Origin of the sequence: Methanobacterium sp. (genome assembly GCF_038562635.1) — an archaeon.
GTDB lineage: Archaea > Methanobacteriota > Methanobacteria > Methanobacteriales > Methanobacteriaceae > Methanobacterium_D.
Window position 1 is genome coordinate 1,539,309 of the sequence record NZ_JBCFBO010000001.1, and the last position, 24,114, is coordinate 1,563,422.

Sequence of the window (24,114 nt, forward strand, 5' to 3'; positions counted from 1 at the left end):
AACCTAATTAAAAAGGTTTTTTTATATTTTTCCTCGCTTTAAATGGTTAAACACCCACATATACATTAATAACGTCTAATACTGGATTTTAACTTTGAATGTGTTTTTTCAGTATTATGCCAGAATAAACTGGCCTCCCCCAATCATATAAAGGTAGTAACCAACTAAAATCTGTAATACTATTCTCATTAATAAACTTAATTAAGTAATAACGATTTATTCAACGATTTTTAGTAATACTAACATATAAAATTCCTGTGAATTTAGTAATATCCTTTTATAAAAAAGTATTTATATTAAAATTACATTATTCAACTTATCTTAAGTTTAATATGTATAGTATTACAATAATAATGTTTTTAATATTAAAAGTATTATTTTAGCAGTATTTGTACATATCAACAGCAGTAATTAGAAAATATTGCTCAAATAACTTGAGTTTATCCTAAAAAAGGATAAGGAGGCGTTTTAAATTAAAAAAAATCGATCGTATCTAATTATAGGAATGATAGTTGCAATTTTAATAATTTTTGCGGCCGCCATGACATTCAGCTCCACGTCCAGAGCTGCTGACGAACTAGTAGCCGCGGTAGGAACACATTCTGGAGAACCTGAAGGCGGTTTTGACCCCATTAATGGATGGGCAGTTGGAAAAGAACCACTCATTCAAAGTACTCTTTTTAAAAGAGATAATACATCCATGGTCAACGATTTAGCCACCAATTATTCTGTTAGTAGCGACGGGCTGACGTGGACAGTTAAAATAAGAGATGATGTTAAATTCACTGATGGTGTACCCTTAACAGCAAAAGATATTGCATTTACATATAATACAGCAGCTAATGGCAGTGGAGGAATGGATTTATCCATGTTAGAAAGTGCTAAGGCATTGGATAATGCTACAATTCAGTTTAAACTAAATGATCCTCAATCAACCTTTATTTATAAACTTGCAGGGCTGGGGATTGTTCCAGAACATGCTTATAACAATGAAACATATGGTCAAAATCCAATAGGCTCTGGTCCATACAAATTTGTGCAGTGGAATAAAGGCCAGCAAGTGATACTTGAAAGGAATGATGAATATTATGGCCAAAAACCATACTTTAAACAGGTAACTATCCTGTTCACTACTGCAGATACAGCTTTTGCTGCAGCTAAGGCAGGACAAGTAGATATCGCAGAAATCCCTACTTCCTATGCAAACCAAACAGTAAATGGTATGAAAATATTGAAAATCGATTCTTTTGATGCCAGAGGAATCAGTTTCCCAGTACAGGAAGATACAGGCAAAAAAACTGAAGATAACTATACCATTGGAAACAATGTGACCACGGATGCTGCCATTAGGAAAGCCTTAAATGTTGGAATTGACAGGCAGGCATTAATCAGCGGGGCATTAAATGGACAAGGCGAAGAAGAATTCACAGGCGTAGATAAGCTACCCTTTGGAAATAAAGAAGCTATTTTTGAAGATGGAAATATAACTGAAGCCAAAAATATTTTGTCTTCAGGGGGCTGGAAAGACACTGATGGCGATGGTATCCTGGAAAAAAATGGAACCAAAGCAGAATTTACCCTTATATACCCATCTGACAGGCAGGAAAGGCAGGCATTAGCTGTTGCAGTAAGTGAACAGGCAGAAAAACTGGGCATAAAAATAAATGTGGAAGGTAAAAGCTGGGATGCAATTGACACATTAGCATACTCAACCCCCGTAGTTTGGGGTTATGGGTCTATAGATCCAACTGATGTGTATTTAAGATATTACAGTACCCGTTCAGGTAGTGGATCATCTAGTAAATACAATAATGTGATATTCTATAACAATTCTGCTGTAGATAAAAATTTAAGAAGTGCCATGACATCTCTTAATCAAAATACCAGTAATAAATACTGTAAATTAGCTGCATGGGATGGAACAACAGGATATTCCCAAAAAGGTGATGCCACATGGTTATGGATGGCAACTCTTAAATATCTGTACGTCGTCGATGATGATTTAGATATTGGAACTCCTGGAATCCAGCCCCATGGTGCAGATATCTTCAACAACATATACGAATGGAAACGTACAGGAAATCAAACCAGCTGAAAGTGTGATAAAACAGTGAAATAATCTGTATTTATTTATAAAATTGAAATGGACACTGGATATATGAAAATATATTCAGTGATTTCTATTTTTAATTAAATTCACTAAAAAGCAGATAAAAACCTTATTTAGTCATCCGAACGTTGAACAAATAAACAAAGGAGGCGTTTTAAATTAAAAAAAATCGATCGTATCTAATTATAGGAATGATAGTTGCAATTTTAATAATTTTTGCGGCCACCATGACATTCAGCTCCACGTCCAGAGCTGCTGACGAACTAGTAGTAAGTTATGTTTATAATTCTGAACCAAGTCAAGGTTTTGACTCCCTTCATGACTGGGGATGTGGAGATGTAAACCGGGAACCATTAATACAAAGTACATTATTTAAAACAGGAGCAGATGGTAATTTAACAAATGACTTAGCCACAAATTATTCAGTTAGCTCTGATGGGTTGACATGGACTGTAAATATAAGGAAAAGCGTTAAATTTTCTGATAATACAAGTTTAACAGCAAAAGATGTGGCATTCACCTTTAATGAAGCAAAAGTAAGTAATTCTAAACTTGATATGACCAACCTGAAAAATGCTACTGCCGTAGATAACAATACTGTAGTTTTTAAACTTAATAAAACGGATTCCACATTTATTTGGAAATTAAGATATCTTGGAATTGTCCCAGAAGCCAGTTATAACAATGAAACATACGGAGAACATCCAATAGGTTCAGGACCATACAAATTAGTGCAATGGGACAAAGGACAACAGGCAATATTTGAATATAACGAGAATTATTATGGTAAAGAACCTTACTTTAAGAAAATAACCATATTATTTTCAAAACCAGATTCTAGTTTGGCCGCAGTCAAAACTGGACAATCAGATATTGGAGAAGTTGATGTAATTAATGCAGATCAAAATGTAGACGGATACAGACTTGTAAATCTCTCAGCAGGAATGGCACATGGAATATCTTTCCCCATGATAAATGACACCGGTGAAAAAACAGAAGCGGGAAAAATCATAGGTAACAATGTAACTTCAGATTTAGCAATAAGAAAAGCACTGAATATTGCACTAAATAGATCCAAAATAGTTAAAGAAGTATTTAAAGGTTATGGGGCAGTTGAATATACTGGGGTAGACCAGCAGGATTATGGAAATCCAGATGCCAAAATAAATGATTCAAATATTGAAGCTGCTAAAAAAATACTGGAAAACGGCGGATGGAAAGATACAGACGGTGATGGAATACTGGAAAAAAATGGGCAAAATGCATCATTTAAACTGTATTATTATTCAAATGATCAAACAAGACAATCGCTGGCAACCGTTGTGGCCGAACAAGCCCAAAAGATAGGAATAAACATAGAACTTGTCGGTGCGGACTGGGATACCATATATGCAAACCAGTACAATTCAGCTTGTTTATACCGACAAGGTGCTCCAAATCCATATTACTCAGTATACTCACAATACCACAGTAAAACACTTGATGACAATTATTTAAATCCAGGAGCATACAACAGCTCGATTGTTGATAATTACTTAGACAATGCTTTAAGCAGTCAAAATTTAAGCCACGCCAATAAATTATGGCAAAAAGCTGCTTATGACGGAAATACTGGTTTTGGACCTGCAGGAGACGCCCCCTGGTTATGGATAGCTACAGTAGACTCCCTATACCAGGTCAAAGACAATATAGACATAGGAACTCCTCCAAAAGGGCGTGGTACTGACCTGTTTATAAATGTTCTAGATTGGAAACGCACAGGTGGGACAAGTAGCTAAGACGGATAAAACTAACTGAATTTGTTTATCAAGAAATTTACTGCATAAACATGGAAATATAAAAATTTTCATTTTTACTCATTTATTTCCAAGCAAATTCACCAATGGAGGAAAGATAAGGTGAAAACTGAAAAATTATTGAGATTTAGTGGGTATGAAAAATTACTGGATTTTATTGGGAAAAAAACCATCAAGTTAATTTTCCTTTTAATTGTGGTATGTCTTGCTAGTTTTTGGCTTGTTGAACAGTCACCCATAGATCCCGTAAGGGCATACATCGGAGAAATGTCGATAACTCAAGAGAAAAAAGTCCAACTTGAAGAATACTGGGGCGTTAACACACCTCCCCAAGAAAAATTATTAAATTGGGCAGGAAATATCATGAAAGGGAATTTTGGAACTTCACTGATCTATAGAATACCTGTTTTTGACGTGATTAAAGAGAGATTTACGGCGTCTTTAATCTTAATGGCAACTTCATGGATAATTTCAGGAATTTTAGGATTTATTTTAGGAATAATTGCGGGAATGAAACGTGGAACGTGGATAGATAAAATAATAAAAATCTATTGCTACATTTTAGCTGCTACCCCCACATTCTGGCTAGCGTTAATTCTATTAATGGTATTTTCAGTATATTTAGGGTGGTTCCCCATAGGATTAAGTGTACCCATAGGAGTTACAGCAAACAATGTGACATTTCTGGACTGGCTGCATCATTTAATCCTTCCTGCACTAGCTTTAAGTTTACTTGGAGTTGCCCAGATTGCAATGTTTACCAGAGAAAAATTAACAGAAGTTTTATCAAGCGACTATGTATTATTTGCAAAAGCAAGGGGTGAAAAAGGATTAAATCTTGTACTGAGGCATGGAGTTAGAAATGTTGCGCTTCCAGCCATTACATTACAGTTTTTAGGGTTCAGCGAATTGTTTGGAGGGGCAATTCTTGTTGAACAGGTATTTTCATACCCTGGAATTGGGCAAGCTGCAGTAGCAGCAGGATTACGGTCTGATGTGCCCCTCCTTTTAGGAATAGTTCTTGTCAGTGCATTGTTTGTCTTCTTTGGAAATACAATGGCAGACCTCATATATGAATTCGTCGATCCTAGGATTAAACAACAGGAGGCAGCGTCATGAATACCCGTGTAACACATAAAGGAGTATTCTTTGGGTTGAATTTAAGACAAAAGACTATTTTAATAATAGGCTTTACATCACTTTTATTAATTGCAATTGTGATTTCTAGCGTGGTTTTAGGTAGTGAATCTTTACCAACCAATTTCGGCTCTAAAAACCTTGCTCCCTCCATCGAACATCCATTTGGGACAGATTGGATGGGTAGAGACATGTTTACAAGGACACTCGAAGGGCTGGGTTTAAGTATAATAATCGGAGCTGTTGCTTCCACTCTCAGTACCATACTGGCTATAATTTTAGGACTGCTTTCAAGTGTAGGAAAAAAAACAGATTCCCTTGTATCATGGTTAGTGGATTTATGCCTTTCCATCCCACATATCCTTTTAATAATCCTCATTTCCATCGGATTAGGAGGAGGGGCAATGGGAGTTATTGTTGGAGTTGCATTAACCCACTGGACAAGCTTAACAAGAGTTATAAGGGCAGAAATTAAGCAACTTAAAACTCAAGAATATATTCACATCTCCGGAAACTTTGGTAAATCAAAGTGGTGGATAGCTACAAAACATATAATGCCTCACATAATCCCCCAAATAATATTGGGAACTATTTTAATGTTTCCACACGCGATTCTACACGAAGCCTCAGTCACTTTTTTAGGTTTTGGGCTTTCACCGCACCAGCCAGCAATTGGTATCATTTTATCAGAGTCCATGAAGTACCTGTCAGCAGGGTACTGGTGGCTTGCATTCTTCCCAGGATTAGCACTGCTAATTGTAGTCCTTGTATTTGACATGATAGGGGATAATTTAGGAAAACTAATAGATCCTAAGAGTGCTCACGAATGAACCGTGTGTTAAACCGCTATAAAATCTGTACAATTATAATAATTTAACTGTAAATGTTAAAAAGGTGTGAAATTATGGAAAATAAAGCTGAAATAAATTTTAAAGAGGAATTTGGCACTGAAATTGAAAAAAACGAAAAATTATATGGTGCCGAAGTTGATGTCATGACATACAGTATTGATGGTACTGAAAAAAAGAGAGAAACAGATGCTTTACTAAAAGTACAGGATATTTCACTTTCATTCACCCAGTACACTTCAGGGCTTAGAAGAACTGAATTAAATGTAATCTCTAATTTAAGCATAGAAGTGCGCAGCGGCGAAATTTTAGCTGTTGTCGGGTCAAGTGGATCTGGCAAAAGTCTTCTGGCCCATGCAATTTTGGGAATTTTACCTTCAAATGCTACACTTAAAGGTAAAATAAAATATAATGGTCATGAACTTACTCAAAGTAAAAAAGAGAAGCTTAGAGGTAAAGAAATTGCCCTGATTCCCCAGTCCGTAAATTATTTGGATCCTTTAATGAGGATTTCAGACCAGGTAATAGGAGATATAGAGGAAGAAGATAAAAAATTAATGAAAAATCTCCAGAGAAAAATTTTTCAGAGATATGACCTGAAACCAGAAGTTGACAGAATGCTTCCGCATGAGCTATCCGGGGGCATGGCAAGGCGAGTACTAGTTTCTACGGCCATAATGAGTTCTGCAAATCTCATAATCGCGGATGAACCCACACCAGGGTTAGATGAAAAAACTTTAAACGAAACATTGAACTATTTCAAAGATATGGCAGATAACGGATGTGCTGTTATACTTATAACTCATGATATAGAAGCAGCATTGAAAATATCTGATAAAATTGCAGTATTTTATGCAGGAACTGTTTTAGAAGTAGCTAATGTGGAAGATTTCAGCAGTGATGGTGAAAATTTAAGACATCCCTACACCAGGGCCCTGTGGAATGCACTTCCCCAGAATGGATTTCATACAATTCATGGACACCAGCCGATGCAGGATGAAATCATAGAAGGATGTGTTTTTTACGAAAGGTGCTCTAAAAAGAATGATCTTTGTTCCAAAGTTACTCCCCCATTAAGAGATGTCAACAGGGGCATAGTCAGGTGTAACAACATACTATCTAAAGAAGAAATTTCTAGTGATGCCCATATGTTTTACGGGTCCAAACTGAAGATGCCCATAAAAGAAGTTAAAGAGGTGTAACAGTGCGCCTTAAAGGTGAAAATATAAGTTTTGGATATAAAAAAAATAACTGGATTTTAAATAATATTAATATATCATTAAAAAGTGGCGAAGTACTTGGCCTCATTGGGGACAGCGGGAGTGGGAAATCAACCCTGTGTAAAATATTATCAGGTTATGAAAATAATTATCATGGAAACGTGACCATAAATAGAAAAGAAATTCCAGTAAATGGATATCATCCAGTGCAGCTTGTCTTTCAACATCCTGAAAAAGCTGTGAACCCTAAATGGAAAATGAAAAACATTTTAAACGAAGGGTATACTGTTCCACAAGATATCCTGGATTCATTTGGAATAAAAAAGAAATGGCTAAATAGGTGGCCCAGTGAGCTTTCTGGTGGGGAACTTCAGAGATTTGCACTTGCAAGGGCATTAGGACCTAAAACTAAATTTTTAATAGCCGATGAAATAACAACAATGGTAGATGCAATTACTCAGGCTCAGATATGGAATACAATTCTGGACATAGCAGAAGAGCAAAATATTGGAGTACTGGTTGTGAGCCATGAAAAAAATTTAATTAAACAGTTGTGCCATGATATCCTTTATCTGGATAACATCAACAATGTTTAAATTTTTTATTTTCCTTTTAAATCGATACGTTTATATTTACGTTTCGCGAGAATTAAAACACCAACGACTTTAGAAAGGTGCAACGATGAAGGAAATGAAACTTTTAGACGATCTTATATCAGCGGTACAGGGCGAAAACGCGGTTGCAGAAGACGTGAGAGTCGGCGCCTCATGGACTGGCGTTAAAGGCCGGTACGGCGGAGTATGCAAAACTTACGGGATTCCAGTACCCCACGGCAACTACACCAAGGACCTTGGAAAGCTCAATGAAAAAAGCACTTTAGAACTTGCAGAATATGCCCGTTCATGGAATTTCGTGGAAGCAAGTATTGGAGTAGCTGCATTAAATTCCATGGTAAAAGTTAAGGGTAAAACAGGAGTAAACGCCATTGATATAGTACTTGAGACATGTGAAAATAAAAAAGTCACCATGGTGGGTAAATTTCCACGTATCCCTGAAATTAAAGCACTTGCCAAAGAACTGTGGGTTTTGGAAATGAATCCATGTCTTTTAAACGTTAAAAAGGGAATAATAAACGCAACAGCGGCAGAATATGTAATCCCAGACAGCGATATCGTGATTGTAACCGGTTCTACACTTATAAATAAAACCATGGAACGTGTACTGGAGCTGTGCAGGATGGCAGATGCTTACACCATAGTTATGGGGCCGAGTACTACCATGAGCGATGTTTTATTTGATTACGGTGCAGATATGCTTGCAGGTGTGGAAATAACCAGGCCTGATGCCCTGCTTAACACCATAAGCCAGAGTGGAGGCATGATAAACTCCAGAGTCTGTGGAGATGAGCTTGTTTTCAGAGTCATGGAAGTTTAAAAATGAAAACTGACCCCCATAAGATGGATAAAAGATCCAAGACCATTTTTAAAGATGTTTATCCCCAGATAGCAGACCAGATCATCAGGAGGTGCGGGATTAAGAAGGGAACCTGCATCGACGTTGGATCTGGCCCAGGCGCACTTGCAGTTGCTCTTTCTAAAGTAACCGACTTAAACATATATTCCCTTGATATCTCAGCCCAAATGAACGGGATTGCAAAGAAAAATATCGTAGAAGAGGGGCTGCAGTACAGGATATTCCCTGTTAACGGTGATGTTTGCAAACTTCCCTTCCCCAATGGTTTTGCAGATTTAGTTATAAGCAGGGGCTCAATTTTCTTCTGGGAAAATAAAGAAACAGCTTTCAGGGAGATATGCCGTGTTTTAAAGCCGGGAGGCTGGGCCTACATTGGGGGCGGATTTGGAAGTAAAACACTTAAAAATAAAATAAGACAATCAGTAAATACAGGCAGAACAGATCATATTAATATACCCAAAATTAGCATCACAGGGCTAAAATTGATATTAAACCGGGTCCCTATTAAAGACTACCACATATTAAATGACAATTCAGGCCTGTGGATTCTGTTTAAAAAATAATTTTTAACGCTCATGTTGTGCAAATTACATATAATTGTAAACTGTTGAATAAATAAATGGAATTTTTTTAAATAAGTTCAACTTAAATTAACCGATATGTAAAAATCTACAGTAAAATTTTACGCATTAACATGAACGATTAAAACTCACTGGTGATTTTATGGAAAGTATGGAAGATATTATAAATAATGTAAAAGACCCTGAAACCAAAAAGGATTTAGAGAAGATCATCAAATTTCACGGCTATTTAAGCTCAGGGGCATATATAGGGTACCAGATGTTGAATATAGCAAAAAGAGAGCTTGATATAAAGGACGATGAGAGAATTTTTGTTACCTGCGAAACATTGAACTGTGTTCCAGACGCATTTCAGATTTTAAGAACTCCTACCGTTGGTAACAAAGGCGTGAAAATTCTTGATTACGATAAAATGGCCGTGACCATAAATAGATCCGCAGATAAAGGCGAAACGCATATGAAAGGCATAAGGATATTTTTAGACCCTAAAAAGACTGAAAAATATCCGCTGCTGCACGACTGGTTTATGAACTATAAAAAGGTGCGCCACGAAGAAGTTTTACCCATTTTAATGGAAGCAGGCGAAGACCTATATTCATGGGAAATGGTTGAAATTGAAGTCCCGCAAAAGAAGAAAAAGAACGTTTTAATATGCAAGATGTGCGGTGAATCATTTATTTCATGGGATAACAGCCCAGTATGTATACCCTGTTCACAAAAAAAGGCTTGAAATTCAAACATTAAGGTGATCACGTGGAAAGACAGATTACAATGAAACTTCCAGAAGACATGTATAACGACTTGAAAGAACTGTCCTCAAAAAAAGATAATATTCCCCTTGGAAATCTTATTAGAAGAGCTATTGATGATTATTTAAGAAAAAATAGAATGAAAGGAAATTTGTGAATTTCCTTAATCTTATTTTCCAAATGTTATGATGTAATGGGATTTACCGTGTTCAAGGTCTTCCCCTGCTTCAGTATCAAGCTGCACCATTTTTAAGCCGTGTTTTGCAAACATTTCTTCCATTTCTTCCGGGCTGCTTTTGACCCTTACAGGAGGTCCGTATCCAGTATCCTCTTTTTTATAGTCCATAACTGCTATTTTTCCTTCGGGCTTTATAATTCTTTTAAGTTCCTCAATGGCCTCATCAGTTTTTTCTACTCCTACAAAATGGTGGAAAACATTGACCAGAAGGCATATATCTACAGTGTTATCCTCGATAGCTATGTGGTCCGCTACATCAGACTGGATTGGAATAATATTTTTTATTCCCTTCTCCTCAACTTCTTTTTCCATATCTTCAATGGAAGGTCCAAATACATCTACAGAATATATGGTTGCCTCATCGTCCAGCATATCATACGCTTCCATAGATACATGACCGTCACCGCAGCCAATATCTGCAAAAACTTCATTTCCTTTAAAATTCAATCTTGAAAGCACATCGTGGGCATCTATAAAAGATTCTGTTGATCTTCCCTGAATACGGTGCCCGTTAGATGGAAATAATCCTGTATCGCTTGACATTTTTCTATCTCCTTTTTTTTAGTGAATAACCCATCTGTTAAAGTATGCTTAACTTATTATATCGTTTTAGCACGTTAAATGCAATTTAAGTAATTATATAAATTTTATAAGTTTAATAAGTTATGTTTACGGAACGAAGTTGGAGAAAAATGCCATGCATTTTTCTACGCCGGAGGAAATTTATTTCCTCGGCCGCAAAAACAAAGGTTTTTGCAGGCGTCAAAAATCTTCGATTTTTGACAGTTCCGTAACAGTGAAAATTCATAGAATTTTCACATGTTATTCACAGTAAAATAAAATATACGATACGGGAATATATACATTTCGATATAAACCCCTCTTTTAAATAAAACCTGCAAAATTTAATTAAATTTCAGATATTACAAAACCCATACGTATTTATATACTTATCGATCCATAATATTATAAATTATGCTCATGTTAAGGGGATTGTAAAATGATGCAGTTTAATTTTGTATGATCACATGTTAAGCCATTGAAAATTATTAAATCCATTAAAATTATCTAATATATAATTTGGATTTGTACCTGCCCATTAAATGAGCTTTATGTTAAAAGGGGATAAAATGGAGGTAAGAAAACGAATATTAAAAATAATTTAATACTTTTATGTTTGTTAACCATTGGAATGGCCATGTATGCTACTTCATTAGAACCTGTATCAGCTGCAAGCACCAGTATAACTTCAACCATGACCAGTTCAGAGATCCAGTCTGCAATAGACAGCGCTTCTGCTGGAGACACCATAAACTTCCTTGGAAAGGTTTACGAGAACATACAGCTGAACATCAACAAGACATTAAACATTGTAACCAGTGCAGGAACTGTTTTAACTGGATCTGACCCTAATTCGGCCGTATTTTTAATTAACGGCCCCCAGGCTTCCGGAACCCAAATAAGCGGTTTCAACATTACATGCCCTGGTTCAGGGATACTCATAAACAACACCAGCGGCGTGACCCTTTCAGGGGATAACATAAATTCAACTGGTACCTCAGTTACAGTTAACCAGAGCTCAAACACTGTAATTAAAAATGTTTCTGCAGCCGGCTCTTCCACTGGAATTAATGTTTCAAACAGTGCAAATACCAAAATTACAGGAAGTAACATCACAAATAACAGGGAAAGAGGAGTTGGAATCTATAACTCCAATAACACCAGCATCAATAATTCCATTATAAACGGCAACGGGAACAGCAGCACTTCTGGTTACTCATCTGATGGAGGCGCGGTGTATGTGAAAGGTTCAAATGGTGTTAAAATCACAGGCAATCAAATTAAAGGAAACAGCCAGGGAATAACCACAACAGATTCATCCAACGTTGACATAACCAACAACACAATAACTGACAACTACAGGAATGGTATACTGCTCAACGGGACTGTAAAAAATATTACAATAAAAAGTAACGACATAGAACGAAACGGCAACGGAATTGTACTTAACTATACTACATGCCAAAATATCAGTATCCGCGGGAATTTGATAAAAAGCTCAGTAATAAGGTCCGGAGAAGATTCAGGTAATGGAATTTCATTTGGTTCTGGCTACACCAGCAATTCTGGAACCATAGAGCATAATGTTATTTATGAAAATAGCGCCATGGATGTGAATGCAAAATATGCACAGGTCATGCCCCATATAGGTTCAAACTGGTACGGGAACAAATCACACCTCTGCTCATGTGTTACCTACGACCCCAATATACAAATGAGGATAGTAAGGACAGGGGCAAATAATTATACTGTGCAGTTTTATAACGGCATTACAGGTGAGTTGGTAACAGATTTACCCTCCATTCCAGTAATATTTACTGCAGGTAACTTTTCAAAAACCGTTATGACCCAAAATGGGATAGCCACTGTAGTTTTTAATAATCTAACTAACGGCAGTGTAATCAGTAACATTTATGGAGCTAACGCATCTATTGCATATGACTCAATTATAATAAATCATCCCAACGGAATAGAGGACCCTAACTCTGGAGGAAACGGTGGTGGTTCTGGAAGTATTTCTGCAGTCAAGCCTACATCAAGTGCTAATTACAAAAGCGGATGGTACAACAAAAACCTGATCATCAAACTCTCAATGAACAAAACTGGAACCATATACTACACCACCAATGGGGCTACACCAACTACAAGCAGCAAAAAATACACCGGAGCATTCACCATAAGCTCTACCGCAACCCTGAAATTCATAGCAGTAGACAAAGCAGGAAACAAATCACCAATCTACACCGCAAAATATATCATAGACAAAACAAGACCATACGTAAAATCAATGTACCCTAAAAAAAGCAGCACAGGCATTTCCAGGTCAAAAATACTCTACCTTAAATTCAGCGAAAACCTCAAAACCAGCATAAACTGGTCTAAAGTGTACATCAAAAACTTAAAAACAGGTAAAAAAGTAGCATTAAGCAAAGTGATCAAAAACAATGTTTTATACCTTAAAACAGGTAAACGGTCTGCTTACACATGGTACCAGATCTACATTCCAGCAGCAGCAATTAAAGACGCTGCAGGAAATAACGGTATTGGCTACACATGGAAGTTTAAAACAGGGAAATATTAAATCATTTCTCTTTTTCTCCTTTTTAGGTGTCGTTATCTGCTTTTCTATTTTTAATACATCAAACCATATACCTTAAAAAGGCCATCACGAAATGCAAATTATACCTCAAAATTTAAATAGTTAAATGTTTACACTATATGTCTGTACATGGTTAATCTGATATGTTCGGCCCATGTGCATGGAAATGGTAATATTGCACTGTTAATATTATTATTTCCTCCACATTTTGTTTAAAAAAAGTAGCGGCAGTTACTTAAAATGAATAGGTCTTTAAAGATCCACACAACTTTTTTATCCGGCATATCATTTAAAAAAAATCATTATGATATTTAGATACTGTAAATCCATTCAAAATATGTTAAAAATAGGTTATCACCTGGACACTTGGGGAGTGTCCAGGAATAGCATGTGATATACTGAAACTTTGCTTTATTTCAAGGAATACGTAACCTATTGTATCATATACCGGGAGGATCGAGTAGTATTTCCCATAAAAGTTTCTGGACACTTAGGAGCAAGCGCCCAGAAGGACTTTTTATGATACATTTAGATGCTTGGTCCTCATGACTTATATACCTTTGCGTGTCGGAAGGGAGGACGTGATGATACCATTCGTTTATTTTTTTAAAAGAGGTTCCCTGGCACTTGCAGGTGCAAATGCTCATGGAGATCGAATTGTTCGACTTTGATATAGAAGATCCTGGACACGTAGGGACATGTGTCCAGGGACTTTTTATGAACAATCTTAAATAGTTCCTTTTGACTTATATAGTTATGCATCTCGATTAGGAAGATATACTAAAACTCGATTAAAGTACGCAAAAGTCTCAATCAAAAAGTTTATAAAAGGAGATGTACTGTAACTATAAAACAATTCCTAAAAATGTATGTTTATAACAGTACCAGATTTATATTTTAGCTTCAACGGCAAAATACCGTTAATTAATCAAATTATCCAAACTATAAACCTGCAAATCCAAAACATACATGTATCAAATTATTTAATCAAATTAAAAGGGGAATCCATTAAATGAGGCGAAATACAACAATATTTATTATCCTGCTGGTTGCAGGGCTGTTCCTGTTAGGCACAGTATCTGCAGCAAGTGCAGCAGCCCAGACTACAGACAAGACCGCGCCCAAAATAAGTTCATTTTACCCTAAAAGCAGTGCCACAGGGGTTTCCAGGACAAATACGCTCTACGTTAAGTTCAGCGAGAACGTCAAAGCAGGGTCAAACTGGTCTAAAATATACGTTAAAAACCTTAAAACAGGTAAAAAGGTTGCAGTGAGCAAATCCATAAGCGGTAATGTTTTATACCTTAAAACAGGTACAAGGACTTCCTACACATGGTACCAGATTTACATACCATCTGCCGCTGTAAAAGACGGTGCAAATAATAGTTTAACCAAATACAAGACCTGGAAGTTTAAAACAGGAACAGCAGCAACTACCATAATTGATAAAGGCATTAAAAATGTTACTGTCCAGAAAGATGTATTTTACCACGTGTACAACTGGACAACGTACAGGTACAGCAGCTACAATGTGAAAACATTTTTAACCAACACCACCTACCTCCTAGGTACACCTTACATGGTAGTTAAAGATGTCATTAACATTAAAAAGGTGGGCACCAACAAATTAATGGTTGCAGAAGCAGTGACTTCCGCAAGTGAGAAAACCACCACGTATACTAACTACTACAGATACAGCGGTGCAAACGCGGTTAACTTTTACAACTATATCTTTAAAAAGTACTTTTTAAAGCCGTACATGACCTAAATGCAGACATTGCTTTTAAACCGGTACATGCACAATTTTTTTCTTTTTTGATGGTTAAGTAACTGTTTAAATACTGTATAACCTCAATAACGCGCTTAAAGTATTAAAAACACTATTATCCTGATAATATCATCTAATTTATTGAAGCACACATGCACAATTTTTTTAACTGTTTTTCAGTCATCCAATATGTTTAGAGTGTTTATATTTGTTCGATGTGAATATATATACATTTCCATAAAACGGCACTTTATTTTCTTATAAAATAAACAGCACAATCAATTAAACATATTATTACTGAAATTTAATGTCTAAATTAGTATTTAAGTGTTTATTATGGACATTATTCGTTTAAAAATATATATTAAATATTATAATCAAATTTAATGGATTTAAAATAAAAATTAACGAATTAAACCTGCAAAAATTTTTTCTTAAGAGATATCTAGATCTAGTGAGATTTTGAGAAACGTATATATACGTGTATTAACCTAATATCGATCCGTAGCCAAGTACATTTCGAGGAGTGTAGAAATGTGCCCCTGGCGACAAAATGTGGAGGAAATAATAATGAAAATGAAAAAATTAGGAATAGTGGTCTTTTTAGTGGCCATTGCAGTTACAATGGGCTCAGCATCAGCAACCACTATAAATGTAAACTCGGGTATGAGCAATACTGACATTCAGAACTACATTACAGGCGCTACAGCCGGAGATACTATAAACTTCGCACCAGGAACTTATACTGGCACTTATTTGACTACTACCAAATCCCTGAATTTTGTAGGTAATGGAGCAGTCCTTGTAGGTGATGGAAGTCATAATGTCCTGACTATTTCAAGTACAACTGGAACAAACATAACTGGTTTCGTAGTCAATGTCAATGGGCTGAAAAATGGTATAACTGGACAGTATGTGTATAACTGCCGGATTGAAAACAATACTATACGAAATGGTGGAGATGCTATCAATATCTACAAACAGTACGGAAGTCTCACAATCAACAATAACACCATAAACAACATGAGTACCAGCTATGGTGATGGTATTTCACTTGTAAACTGTTTAAATGCTGAAACAAGCACTTCCACAACAGTTACAAACAACGTTATAGACGATACTGATTACGGTATATTCCTGGGCGGATATTTCAAAGGAACTGTTACAGGTAACACCTTAACTAACATTGGCGCTACTGGAATGAACATAACTGGAAAAAATGCCGCAACTACCGGTAACTTATATGCAAATATAACCAACAACGATATAACTTCAAATGGTATAGGCATATCCATGGAAAACCCAGATGTAGTATATCTCAACTTAACAGGTAACACAGTATCCAGTGGTTCAGACAGCCTGCATAAAGGTTACTACTACTACAGAGACCCAAGCATACAGTTAATAAACGATCCAGATGACAACGACTACAATAATGTATGGGATCCTTTAACATCTAATGGCCATTAATGGTAACCATATAAACAATTAAAAAAACTTTATTTAAGCCCGTTGGGCTTAAATATCTTTTATTTTTAAATCATACATTTTAAAGCGCGTGATGCTATATAAAATCAAATTTAAACATTACTAAGCTATTATTTTAAGTAAAATATCAATTTACTATCTGAAATTAGATTATATCATATATTAAATTTTTAAATTATACATTAGTGCTCAATTCGATTTATTATTAGTTTATTATTAATTATTATTTTTTATGGCCTATTTAAACCCACTAAACCCGTTTCGATCGATATGTTTATATCGATCATTCGATTACCTAGTCTTATGAATCTTTATTATTACTTTAATTTTTAACTGAGATTCATAAACAAACAAAATAAGGAGGTAAAACAAAATTGAAATACAATAAACTACCCATATTCCTGGTTTTTGCTTTGCTCGCCTGTATTTTAACAGTGGGAAGCGTCAGCGCGGCTGACACTAATAACCCCACAGGCCTTGCAAACTCATCATACCCCGAATATGGGATAAACAACAACCACACCAGCCAGTCTAACTACACAGGCCCGCAGACAAACACCACCAAATGGAATAATACAGTAAGCACTCTTAATGGTACTGTTAATGGTACTATTAGTGGTGGATCTGCAGTTACTGGGTCAGACGGTACTATATATTTTGGAAGTAGCACTGGTTTTTACGCATTGAATCCAAACGGGACAGTTAAATGGACTTATGATATCAGACCAGTATATAGCGCTCCAGCTATTGGTGCTGACGGGACCATCTATGTTTGTAACATCACAGCTTTGTATGCATTAACTGATAGCGGAACCTACGCAACACCAAAATGGAATTACACCCTTGCAGGGCAATCCATGGGCATTTCAATTGCTCCAAATGGAAATATTTACCTTGGGACCAGTAATGGTTATCTGTACTCCATAACAGACAACGGGACATCTGCAATAATAAACTGGATCTATCATACCAGCGCTATCGATACTTATGCTTCTGCTCCATCTATTGGGTCTGACGGAACCCTCTATGTTCTTAATGGAAAGGTCTTGACGGCCATAACAGACAACGGAGACGGTACATACACCGTTAAATGGACATACTCCTATAAATCTTCAACGTACGGTGGTATTTCTATTGGTTCAGATGGGACCATTTATGTTGGAACCAGTAAGGTTTTGTATGCCGTAACAGACAATGGCGATACTTATACCGTTAAATGGAGTTATACTCCAGGCTCAACTATTTACTGCACACCTGCAATCAGTTCAGATGGAACTATTTATATTCTAACCGGTGATGGCACTAAATCCACTTTATATGCCATAACAGACAACGGAGACGGTACATACACCGTTAAATGGAGTTACGATGTTGGACTATGCAATGGTCGATGTGGAATTACTATCGGGGCAGACGGGACCATATACTTCGGGACCATGACAGGCATGTACGCTATAACCGATAACGGGGACTATGGAACATTAAAATGGAACTATACCACAAATGGTACTATTCAGAGTGCCCCTGTAATCGGCTCTGACGGCACACTATACGTTGGAACTACCACAGGTGTTTTCTACGCATTCCAGGATTTAACAGCTGACTTCACAAACACCAGCGCCACAAACGGCACTGTAACTTTCACCGATAACTCTACTAATATTCCAACCAGTTGGAGTTGGGACTTTGGTGATGGTGCAACCAGCACAGAACAAAACCCAACACACACATACAGCAAATCAGGCAAATACACGGTCACTTTAACTGTAACCAACGCTGACGGTGTTCAGGACACAACAAGCAAAACCATTTACATTGTTTTAGCATCTGCTAACCCTGTTGGTGGAAATTACAGTAATGGTAAGACTGTAAATTTAGCCACAGACGACACCAATGCCACAATCTACTACACATTAAACGGGACAGACCCAACACTCTACGGAACCAAATACACCGGTCCGCTTACAATAAGTAAAACAACCACTGTAAAATACGCAGCAGTGGACAACGGCAACTGGAGCTCAGTCTACACCCAAACCTACACCATCGCGCCTAGCGTAACCGCTAGTCCTGTTGGAGGAAGCTACAACACATCAAAAACTGTAACACTGAAAACAGACGATACCAATGCTGTTATTTACTACACAACCAACGGAACCGACCCTAAACTTTACGGAACCAAATACACCAGCCCAATCACCATAAGCAAAACCACAACCCTAAAATACGTGGCTGTAAAAGATGGTAACTGGGGCATTGTCACAACACAAACCTACGCCATAGACAAAACCGCACCAACCGCAAGTGCTAATTATAAAAGCGGATGGTACAACAAAAACCTGAAAATCACCCTAAAAATGAGCGAAGCAGGAACCATCTACTACATCACCACTGGAGCAACAAGCAGCAAAAAATACACCGGAGCATTCACCATAAGCAAAAGCACAACCCTAAAATTCCGGGCAGTAGACAAAGCAGGAAACAAATCACCAGTTTACACAGTAAAATACATAATCGACAAAACAAAACCATACGTAAAATCAATGTACCCCAAAAAAAGCAAAACCGGCATTTCCAGGTCAAAAACACTCTACCTTAAATTCAGCGAAAACCTCAAAACCAGCATAAACTGGTCCAAAGTCTACATCAAAAACTTAAAAACAGGCAAAAAAGTATCAGTAAAGAAAATAATCAAAAACAACATACTGTACCTCAAAACAGGCAAAAGATCAACCAACACATGGTACAGAATTTACATCCCAGCAGCAGCAATAAAAGACAAAGCAGGAAACAACGCTAAAGGCTACACATGGACATTCAAAACAGGAAGATACTAACCTGTTTTCTTTTTACTTTTTTAATGCTCAAAATTCCTTGTAACCACGTTATATCCTAATTTTCTACGATATGTTTACAAACACATATCAATTAAACAGTGACAAAATATTTCATAAAATATTAAACCAATTACAAAAGCAGATACAAAAATAAGCCATTAACAATTTTAATCCTTATTTTAATGATTAAAAACAACTTTGTAACATATTAATCTATTTTAAATAATTTTAAACCATATAATGATATTATTAGATAATTATAATTTTTAAAATAAATTATAAAGTTAAAAATATAATTTTAAGTCTGTACTTTGATCTAATGTGATATATTAACGTGGAAAATATGTTTTTTATGGCCCATTTTAATTAATATGTAATTAAAATTTGTTATTAACTCTCCAAATTGTTCTAACTTAATTAAAACATTAATTTGATCGATATGTTTATATCGATCATTCGTTTACTCCTATTATTATGGATCTATTATTTTTTATTTTGATCTGATAAGCAACTAAAAAAGGAGGTTAAAATGTTAAAGAATAAGAAAACGTTTATATTAGCCATGGTTTTCCTATTCATTTGTATTACCGCTGCAGGAGGTGTAAGTGCTGCAGATGCCCCTTCCGCCAGTTTTACAAGCAATGTGACGGGCGGCAGTGCAGATTTAAGTGTTCAGTTTAACGACACGTCCGCAGGCAGCCCCACATCCTGGTACTGGAATTTTGGGGATGGAAAAAATTCAACTGAACAGAACCCTGTGCATAACTACACCGAAGCCGGTAAATACACTGTCAGTCTAAAGGCAGGCAATGAATACGGCAGCGATACCAATTCAAATTATATCCATGTATATGATTCAGCCGACGCTGCAAACAGGTTCAACAATTCCGGGTTTGAAACAGGCAATTTAAGCGGGTGGAAATATGGAAATACCACAGAGGTAAACAGTTCAAAATCTCACAGTGGAAATTACAGCGTTAATTTCCGCAATACTGGTAATGCAAGCACGAATTACATTCAACAGAATGTTGATCTGACCATTGTAGATAATATTTCCTTCTGGTGCTGCGGGGACCTTTCCAGGCAGCTTAACGTGTATGTTGATGGAGTCCTTGTAAAATCAGTTAGTACCTCAAATAAATGGACTGAATACACAATTTCAACTTCAAGTTACACCGGCATTCACAATATAACACTGAACTGCACTGGAGGTACTACTACTTATCTGGATGATTTTTCAGTGAGTTTTTCAAAAAACCTGGCCAATTTCACAAGCACAACCACATATAACAGCAAAAAACCGTTAACTATCCAGTTTAAAGATACATCCACTGGCCTGGTAACAAGCTGGCTGTGGGACTTTGGCGATGGTACAACAAGCACCCAAAAGAACCCGCTCCACAGCTACACCAGGGCAGGCATTTATACTGTGAAGCTAACAGTTACAGGGCCTTACTGTAGTTCAACCCAGACCATTGATGATATGGTTAACGTGGTCCAGCCCACCAATGCCAGAACTGGCAAAACTTACGACAGCATCCAGGCAGCGATAGACGATGCAGAAAACGGAGATACCATCAACATAGGCAGTACATCGTACCTAGAAACCTATACTGAAAACGTGAAGGTCACCAAAAGGTTGAACATAGTTTCAAATGGGAACGTGATAATCACCGCTTTAGATGTAAATAATCCCGTTTTCAGCATGCTTTCTGGTGGAAACAATTCCCTGATAAAAGGTTTCACCATAACTGGAGCAGCTGGTTCAAGCGGAATTTATATAGCCCCTTCAGTCAACGCCACCATCACAGGCAACATTATTACCGGAAATAAAATTGGAATTGATGTTGAGGACAGTACTGCAACTGTAACTTTCAACAGCATATACAACAACACCCTTTACGGTTTAAAGTTTACAGGAAACGGTTTAAACGCTAAAAATAACTGGTGGGGAACCAACAACCCTACATATGTAAACGGCGCCACTGCACCTGGAAAAACAGATATATATGAAGCACAAAGCGGAAGCCATGCTGTTTATAACCCGTGGATTGTGTTAAAAGCCAGTGCAAGTGACGATCTGCTGAAAAAAGGAGATAAGTCCACTATCACAGTAGATATGACCCATAACTCCAATGGCCAGGACACATCAGGCCAGGGGACCATACCAGATTTACCAGTAGACTTTAATTACACTCTCGGGACACTTTCTACAACAAGCACAACAGTTTCCAAAGGAAAAGCAAGTACAGTAATAACTGGCGGAAGCACAAGTGGGACATATGACGCAAGTGTAACCGTTACAGGCTGTACAGTTGGTGTTCCAATTACAGTTGATACTGTGGCACCCACCGCAAATGCAACTTCTGGAGGGACATTTACCACCAGCAAAACAGTGACCCTGACCACCAGCGATCCCACTGCAACAATTTATTACACTGCAGACGGTACTGACCCCCGAACAAGCAGCACAAAAATAAAATACACAAAAGCTCTTACCATCAGCAAAACCACAACCCTCAGGTATGCTGCAGTTGACCCTGCAGGAAACTGGAGCCCACTGTACCTTCAAAATTATGTTATTGGAACAGGGGGGCTTGCAAATTCATCATACCCCACATATGGAATAAACAACAGCCACACTGGGCAGTCCAGTTACACAGGACCGCAGACAAACGCAACCAAATGGACTTACAAAGGCATAACCGTATACGGGTCTGCAGCTGTCGGTACAGACGGGACCATATATATTGGAGGGTATAACGGTAAGGTATACGCATTCAACTCCAATGGGGCGTTGAAATGGACTTACACCACTGCAAGTTATATACTTGGTTCCCCTACCCTCGGGACCGACGGGACTATATACATCAGCTGCTGGATGAACAGTACACTTTACGCAATAAACCCTGACGGAACACTGAAATGGAAGTACAAGACTGGAAAATATAATTTCGGCTCATCACCTGCTATTGGTGCAGATGGAACCATTTATACAGTAGATACCAGCAGTACTGTTGGTACCGTATACGCATTATCTTCTAAAGGAACGCTGAAATGGACATACCATACTGCAGGGTCGATCTATGGGTCATCAGCAGCTATTGGTTCAGATGGAACAATTTATATTGCAGATTACAATGGTGCTCTGTACGCGATAAACCCAGATGGAACGCAAAAATGGATATATAAGCTTTTATTCAGTTCTTATAAAAATGCAACAATAAAAAATTCATCTGGAACTACATATTATGTTACTCCATCTATTGGTGCAGATGGAACCATTTATGTTGAAAGCCAGAACAATTTAAGTTACAATTTAGATGGTTACTGTGGCAGTTTACCACGGTTTACATTATTTGCCATAAATCCAGATGGAACACTGAAATGGACATACAATGCTACAGAAGAATTCTACGGCGCTCCTGCCATTTCCTCAGATGGAACAATATACATTATAGGTGCCAGTAAACTCTACGCCATGAGTTCCAGTGGAGAATTATTGTGGACTTACAGCATTGGGGAGGTTGCTACAAATGAAGTCGTATCTGCTACTATCGGGCACGACGGGACTATTTATGTTGGAAGCAGCACAGGCATTTATGCGTTGAACCCAAACGGGTCGCTGAAATGGAATTATGCCGCTGGAAGTATCTGTGCTTCCCCAGTAATCAGTTCAGACGGCACATTATACGTTGGAACCCTTAATGGAACATTATACGCGTTTAAAAATATTGGAGCCAATTTCGTAACAAAAACTAGCAGTAAAACAATCAAATTCACCGATAAATCCACAGGCAGTCCAAAATCATGGTTGTGGAGCTTTGGAGATGGAAAAACTTCCACAGAACAGAACCCAACACATACATATGCCAAAGACGGTGATTATACAGTTACTTTAACTGTAACCAGCAGCAAAGGTACTGATAAATGCACTCAAACATGCACAATAGACACTAAAGCACCGACCGCAAGCGCCAATTACAAAAGCGGATGGTACAACAAAAACCTGAATGTTACTTTAAAAATGAACGAAGCAGGAAACATATACTACACCACCAATGGAGCCACACCAACTACAAGCAGCAAAAAATACACAGGTGCATTCACCATAAGCAAAAGTACAACCCTGAAATTCGTAGCAGTAGACAAATCAGGAAACAAATCCTCAATCTACACCACAAAATACATCATAGACAAAACACGACCATACGTAAAGTCAATGTACCCTAAAAAAAGCAGTACAGGCATCTCCAGGTCAAAAATACTCTACCTTAAATTCAGCGAAAACCTCAAAACCAGCATAAACTGGTCCAAAGTGTACATCAAAAACCTGAAAACAGGCAAAAAAGTAGCACTAAGCAAAGCAATCAAAAACAATGTACTCTACCTAAAAACAGGAAAAAGATCAGCCAACACATGGTACCAGATCTACATTCCAGCAGCAGCAATTAAAGACGCAGCAGGAAACAACTGTATTGGATACACATGGAAATTTAAAACAGGAAGATACTAAACCATCTTCCAATTTTTTTACTTTTTTTAATGCTCAAAATTCATTGTAACCACATGAATTTAATTTGCACTGATTTATATCCTAATTTTCTACGATATGTTTACAAACACACATCAATTAAACAGAAAAAAAATATTTCACAAAATATTAAACCAATTATAAAAAACAGATACAAAAAAAGATTAATAACAAC

General features: G+C 37.1%; 16 protein-coding genes. 15 read left to right on the forward strand and 1 reads right to left on the reverse strand.

Going from position 1 to position 24,114, the window contains the following annotated elements; all coding sequences use genetic code 11:
* Nucleotides 1-505 precede the first annotated feature (505 nt).
* The 10 genes from AAGU07_RS07620 to AAGU07_RS07665 all read left to right on the forward strand — a co-directional run bounded on the left by AAGU07_RS07620 (nucleotide 506) and on the right by AAGU07_RS07665 (nucleotide 10,071).
* Nucleotides 506-2,095 carry an ABC transporter substrate-binding protein gene (locus tag AAGU07_RS07620; protein WP_342458516.1) on the forward strand — a complete coding sequence of 530 codons (1,590 nt, stop codon included), beginning with the start codon at nucleotides 506-508 and terminating at the stop codon, nucleotides 2,093-2,095.
* 206 nt (nucleotides 2,096-2,301) lie between these two features.
* Nucleotides 2,302-3,888, forward strand: coding sequence for an ABC transporter substrate-binding protein (locus AAGU07_RS07625; protein WP_342458517.1), 1,587 nt, complete (start codon nucleotides 2,302-2,304; stop codon nucleotides 3,886-3,888).
* A gap of 120 nt (nucleotides 3,889-4,008) precedes the next feature.
* Nucleotides 4,009-5,025, forward strand: a complete 1,017-nt coding sequence (locus AAGU07_RS07630; protein ID WP_342458518.1) for an ABC transporter permease — start codon at nucleotides 4,009-4,011, stop codon at nucleotides 5,023-5,025.
* A complete protein-coding gene (locus tag AAGU07_RS07635; RefSeq protein WP_342458519.1) occupies nucleotides 5,022-5,873 on the forward strand; it encodes an ABC transporter permease in 852 nt (283 codons plus the stop codon). Before AAGU07_RS07630 ends, AAGU07_RS07635 begins: the two co-directional genes overlap by 4 nt.
* A 74-nt stretch (nucleotides 5,874-5,947) precedes the next feature.
* Complete coding sequence (locus AAGU07_RS07640; RefSeq protein WP_342458520.1) at nucleotides 5,948-7,093, forward strand: ABC transporter ATP-binding protein; 1,146 nt, start codon at nucleotides 5,948-5,950, stop codon at nucleotides 7,091-7,093.
* 2 nt (nucleotides 7,094-7,095) lie between these two features.
* A complete protein-coding gene (locus tag AAGU07_RS07645; RefSeq protein ID WP_342458521.1) occupies nucleotides 7,096-7,707 on the forward strand; it encodes an ATP-binding cassette domain-containing protein in 612 nt (203 codons plus the stop codon).
* Nucleotides 7,708-7,792: 85 nt separating this feature from the next.
* Nucleotides 7,793-8,545, forward strand: a complete 753-nt coding sequence (locus tag AAGU07_RS07650) for a DUF364 domain-containing protein (protein WP_342458522.1) — start codon at nucleotides 7,793-7,795, stop codon at nucleotides 8,543-8,545.
* Nucleotides 8,546-8,547: 2 nt separating this feature from the next.
* Nucleotides 8,548-9,147 (forward strand): class I SAM-dependent methyltransferase, encoded by a 600-nt coding sequence (locus AAGU07_RS07655; protein WP_342458523.1) that lies wholly within the window; start codon nucleotides 8,548-8,550, stop codon nucleotides 9,145-9,147.
* A 160-nt stretch (nucleotides 9,148-9,307) separates the two neighbouring features.
* Entirely contained in the window at nucleotides 9,308-9,895 is a 588-nt protein-coding gene (locus AAGU07_RS07660) for an FmdE family protein (protein WP_342458524.1), read from the forward strand.
* A 23-nt stretch (nucleotides 9,896-9,918) separates the two neighbouring features.
* Entirely contained in the window at nucleotides 9,919-10,071 is a 153-nt protein-coding gene (locus tag AAGU07_RS07665) for a ribbon-helix-helix domain-containing protein (protein WP_083241086.1), read from the forward strand.
* 12 nt (nucleotides 10,072-10,083) lie between these two features.
* Here AAGU07_RS07665 and AAGU07_RS07670 read toward each other — a convergent pair whose 3' ends face one another.
* On the reverse strand, nucleotides 10,084-10,695 hold the full coding sequence (locus AAGU07_RS07670; RefSeq protein WP_342458525.1) for a class I SAM-dependent methyltransferase: 612 nt from the start codon (nucleotides 10,693-10,695) through the stop codon (nucleotides 10,084-10,086).
* Between the two features lie 655 nt (nucleotides 10,696-11,350).
* Between AAGU07_RS07670 and AAGU07_RS07675 the strand changes: the two genes are divergently transcribed.
* The 5 genes from AAGU07_RS07675 (at nucleotide 11,351) to AAGU07_RS07695 (ending at nucleotide 23,921) form a co-directional block, all read left to right on the forward strand.
* Complete coding sequence (locus AAGU07_RS07675) at nucleotides 11,351-13,294, forward strand: right-handed parallel beta-helix repeat-containing protein (protein WP_342458526.1); 1,944 nt, start codon at nucleotides 11,351-11,353, stop codon at nucleotides 13,292-13,294.
* Nucleotides 13,295-14,324: 1,030 nt separating this feature from the next.
* Entirely contained in the window at nucleotides 14,325-15,080 is a 756-nt protein-coding gene (locus tag AAGU07_RS07680) for an Ig-like domain-containing protein (RefSeq protein WP_342458527.1), read from the forward strand.
* Nucleotides 15,081-15,650: 570 nt separating this feature from the next.
* On the forward strand, nucleotides 15,651-16,550 hold the full coding sequence (locus tag AAGU07_RS07685; RefSeq protein ID WP_342458528.1) for a right-handed parallel beta-helix repeat-containing protein: 900 nt from the start codon (nucleotides 15,651-15,653) through the stop codon (nucleotides 16,548-16,550).
* Nucleotides 16,551-16,942: 392 nt separating this feature from the next.
* Complete coding sequence (locus tag AAGU07_RS07690; protein WP_342458529.1) at nucleotides 16,943-19,405, forward strand: chitobiase/beta-hexosaminidase C-terminal domain-containing protein; 2,463 nt, start codon at nucleotides 16,943-16,945, stop codon at nucleotides 19,403-19,405.
* A 529-nt stretch (nucleotides 19,406-19,934) separates the two neighbouring features.
* Nucleotides 19,935-23,921, forward strand: a complete 3,987-nt coding sequence (locus AAGU07_RS07695; RefSeq protein WP_342458530.1) for a PKD domain-containing protein — start codon at nucleotides 19,935-19,937, stop codon at nucleotides 23,919-23,921.
* The last annotated feature ends 193 nt before the right edge of the window (nucleotides 23,922-24,114 follow it).

What these genes read in the sequence shown, in the direction of transcription:
- AAGU07_RS07620 (WP_342458516.1), top strand. Translation starts at nt 506, where the DNA reads ATGATAGTTGCAATTTTAATAATTTTTGCGGCCGCCATGACATTCAGC.
- AAGU07_RS07625 (WP_342458517.1), top strand. Translation starts at nt 2,302, where the DNA reads ATGATAGTTGCAATTTTAATAATTTTTGCGGCCACCATGACATTCAGC.
- AAGU07_RS07635 (WP_342458519.1), top strand. Translation starts at nt 5,022, where the DNA reads ATGAATACCCGTGTAACACATAAAGGAGTATTCTTTGGGTTGAATTTA.
- AAGU07_RS07640 (WP_342458520.1), top strand. Translation starts at nt 5,948, where the DNA reads ATGGAAAATAAAGCTGAAATAAATTTTAAAGAGGAATTTGGCACTGAA.
- AAGU07_RS07650 (WP_342458522.1), top strand. Translation starts at nt 7,793, where the DNA reads ATGAAGGAAATGAAACTTTTAGACGATCTTATATCAGCGGTACAGGGC.
- AAGU07_RS07655 (WP_342458523.1), top strand. Translation starts at nt 8,548, where the DNA reads ATGAAAACTGACCCCCATAAGATGGATAAAAGATCCAAGACCATTTTT.
- AAGU07_RS07660 (WP_342458524.1), top strand. Translation starts at nt 9,308, where the DNA reads ATGGAAAGTATGGAAGATATTATAAATAATGTAAAAGACCCTGAAACC.
- AAGU07_RS07670 (WP_342458525.1), bottom strand. Translation starts at nt 10,695, where the DNA reads ATGTCAAGCGATACAGGATTATTTCCATCTAACGGGCACCGTATTCAG.
- AAGU07_RS07675 (WP_342458526.1), top strand. Translation starts at nt 11,351, where the DNA reads ATGTATGCTACTTCATTAGAACCTGTATCAGCTGCAAGCACCAGTATA.
- AAGU07_RS07680 (WP_342458527.1), top strand. Translation starts at nt 14,325, where the DNA reads ATGAGGCGAAATACAACAATATTTATTATCCTGCTGGTTGCAGGGCTG.
- AAGU07_RS07685 (WP_342458528.1), top strand. Translation starts at nt 15,651, where the DNA reads ATGAAAATGAAAAAATTAGGAATAGTGGTCTTTTTAGTGGCCATTGCA.
- AAGU07_RS07695 (WP_342458530.1), top strand. Translation starts at nt 19,935, where the DNA reads ATGTTAAAGAATAAGAAAACGTTTATATTAGCCATGGTTTTCCTATTC.